This is a genomic window from Sphingomonas sp. PP-CE-1G-424 (assembly GCF_004341085.1).
Lineage (GTDB): Bacteria > Pseudomonadota > Alphaproteobacteria > Sphingomonadales > Sphingomonadaceae > Sphingomonas.
Genome location: NZ_SLXW01000023.1, coordinates 2,670 through 5,857, shown reverse-complemented (window position 1 = coordinate 5,857; position 3,188 = coordinate 2,670). Strand labels below are relative to the sequence as shown.

At 53.9% G+C, this 3,188-nt stretch carries 2 rRNA genes; both read right to left on the bottom strand.

The features are described 5' to 3' along the window. Nucleotides 1-23: 23 nt before the first annotated feature. Nucleotides 24-138, bottom strand: a 5S ribosomal RNA gene (gene rrf / locus C8J43_RS21655). A 220-nt stretch (nucleotides 139-358) separates the two neighbouring features. Further along, nucleotides 359-3,155 (bottom strand): 23S ribosomal RNA (locus C8J43_RS21650). Nucleotides 3,156-3,188: the final 33 nt, after the last annotated feature.

Genomic DNA, 3,188 nt, shown 5'->3' with positions numbered 1-3,188 from the left:
TTGCATGTTGCACGGGCTTCAATGCCTGGCGACGACCTACTCTTCCATCGCTTGAGCGATAGTACCATTGGCGCAGTCGGGTTTCACGGCCGAGTTCGGAATGGGATCGGGTGGGACACCGACGCTATAGCCACCAGGCAATGGAGCCGGTGCGACATGCGTACGCGTCATATCTAGGTCCCTCGGGTTTCGTCTTGCGGCGAAGCCTGAGGGTTTAAAATCGATACCGTGCAAGGTTAGTGGTATTCGACCAATCCCTCGACGGCGAGGGGATTGGCAATCTGGCGTCGTCTTAATCATCCGCACTATCGAATGGCTAGCTGGGCGAACCCAGTGTTGTCATTGATGGTGTGAGACTCTCAAGCGCGAATAGAGCAATTAGTATCGGTTAGCTCCATGCGTTACCGCACTTCTACATCCGATCTATCAACGTCGTGGTCTCCGACGGCTCTATGAAATCTTATCTCGAGGGAGGCTTCCCGCTTAGATGCTTTCAGCGGTTATCCCGTCCATACATAGCTACCCAGCTGCGCTCCTGGCGGAACGACTGGTACACCAGAGGTATGTTCAACCCGGTCCTCTCGTACTAGGGTCAACTCCTCTCAAATTTCGACGCCCACGGCAGATAGGGACCAAACTGTCTCGCGACGTTCTGAACCCAGCTCACGTACCACTTTAATTGGCGAACAGCCAAACCCTTGGGACCTGCTCCAGCCCCAGGATGTGATGAGCCGACATCGAGGTGCCAAACAACCCCGTCGATATGAGCTCTTGGGGGTTATCAGCCTGTTATCCCCGGCGTACCTTTTATCCGTTGAGCGATGGCCCTTCCACGAGGGACCACCGGATCACTATGACCGACTTTCGTCTCTGCTCGACTTGTCAGTCTCGCAGTCAGGCGGGCTTATGCCATTGCACTCTAACAGACGGTTTCCGACCGTCCTGAGCCCACCATTGCGCGCCTCCGTTACTCTTTAGGAGGCGACCGCCCCAGTCAAACTACCCGCCACAGAGGGTCCCTGTTCCGGCTTACGGAACGAGGTTAGACATCAGAAACAAACAGGGTGGTATTTCACCTATGGCTCCACATCAGCTGGCGCCGATGCTTCAAAGCCTCCCACCTATGCTACACAGTTTCTTCCTAATGCCACTCTGAAGCTGCAGTAAAGGTGCACGGGGTCTTTCCGTCTAACCGCGGGTACTCCGCATCTTCACGGAGAATTCAATTTCGCTGAGCATGTCCTGGAGACAGTGGGGAAGTCGTTACGCCATTCGTGCAGGTCGGAACTTACCCGACAAGGAATTTCGCTACCTTAGGACCGTTATAGTTACGGCCGCCGTTTACCTGGGCTTCATTTCAGAGCTTGCACCCCTCCACTTAACCTTCAGGCACCGGGCAGGCGTCAGGCCCTATACGTCGTCTTGAAGCCGACTTAGCAGAGCCCTGTGTTTTTGCTAAACAGTCGCTACCCCCTGGCCTGTGCCCCCTCAAAGTGCTTGCGCATAGTGAGGGCCTCCTTCTTCCGAAGGTACGGAGGCAATTTGCCGAGTTCCTTCAGGACACTTCTCTCAAGCGCCTTGGTATACTCTACCTGACCACCTGTGTCGGTTTCGGGTACGGTCTATACGGTGGGGCTATTTCCTGGAACCATTTCGAAGCCATCCCAATCCGATAAGGGATGACAACACACATGATCCGTCACACACCACCAGGCCCACGAATATTAACGTGGTTCCCATCGACTACCCCCTTCGGGCTCGTCTTAGGGGCCGGCTCACCCTGCGCGGATTAGCCTTGCGCAGGAACCCTTGGTCTTTCGGCGAGAGGGCATCTCACCCTCTTTATCGCTACTCATGTCTGCATTCGCACTTCCGATACCTCCACGACCCATTACCAGATCGCTTCACAGGCTTACGGAACGCTCCGCTACCGCGTACCACATAAGTGGCACACCCTAAGCTTCGGCACGTATCTTGAGCCCCGTTACATCTTCGCCGCAGGACCTCTTGTTTAGACCAGTGAGCTGTTACGCTTTCTTTAAAGGATGGCTGCTTCTAAGCCAACCTCCTGGTTGTTTTGGAAGTCCCACATGCTTTCCCACTTAGATACGATTTGGGGGCCTTAGCTGTAGGTCAGGGCTGTTTCCCTTTTGACGACGGACCTTAGCACCCGCCGTCTGTCTCCCGCATATCACTCTTAGGTATTCGGAGTTTGGTTAGGTTTGGTAGATCTCGCGACCCCCTAGCCCATCCAGTGCTCTACCCCCTAAGGTGTTCGTGCGAGGCACTACCTCAATAGTTTTCGCGGAGAACCAGCTATTTCCCGGCTTGATTGGCCTTTCACCCCTAAACACAACTCATCCGGTAACTTTTCAACGTTAATCGGTTCGGACCTCCAGTGCATGTTACTGCACCTTCATCCTGGTCATGCCTAGATCGCCGGGTTTCGGGTCTAATACATCAAACTCTGGCGCCCTATTCAGACTCGCTTTCGCTGCGCCTACACCTATCGGCTTAAGCTTGCTTGATACATTAAGTCACAGACCCATTATGCAAGAGGTACGCTGTCAGGCCATAAAAGCCCTCCAACTGCTTGTAGGCAATCCGTTTCAGGTACTGTTTCACTCCCCTCATCGGGGTGCTTTTCACCTTTCCCTCACGGTACTAGTTCGCTATCGGTCACATACGAGTATTTAGGCTTGGAGGGTGGTCCCCCCATGTTCAGACAGAATTTCACGTGTTCCGCCCTACTCGAGTCCTGAATTCTCACTTTCGCATACGGGGCTGTCACCCGCTATGGCCGAACTTTCCAGATCGTTCTGCTAGTTGAAATTCAGGCACTGGCCTGGTCCGCGTTCGCTCGCCACTACTAACGGAATCTCGGTTGATGTCTTTTCCTCCAGCTACTGAGATGTTTCAGTTCGCCGGGTTCGCTTCACGAAGCCTATGTATTCAGCTAAGTGATACCTAACCTAACTAACCCAATACCCTGCGTTACCGCACAGCTTGGATTAATCGGGATAGGTGGGTTTCCCCATTCGGAAATCGTCGGGTCAAAGCTTGCTCACAGCTCACCGACGCTTATCGCAGCGTGCCACGTCCTTCATCGCCTGTATGTGCCAAGGCATCCACGAATTGCCCTTACCTCACGCTTGAGAGTCCACACCACCAACGACATCACTGGGTGT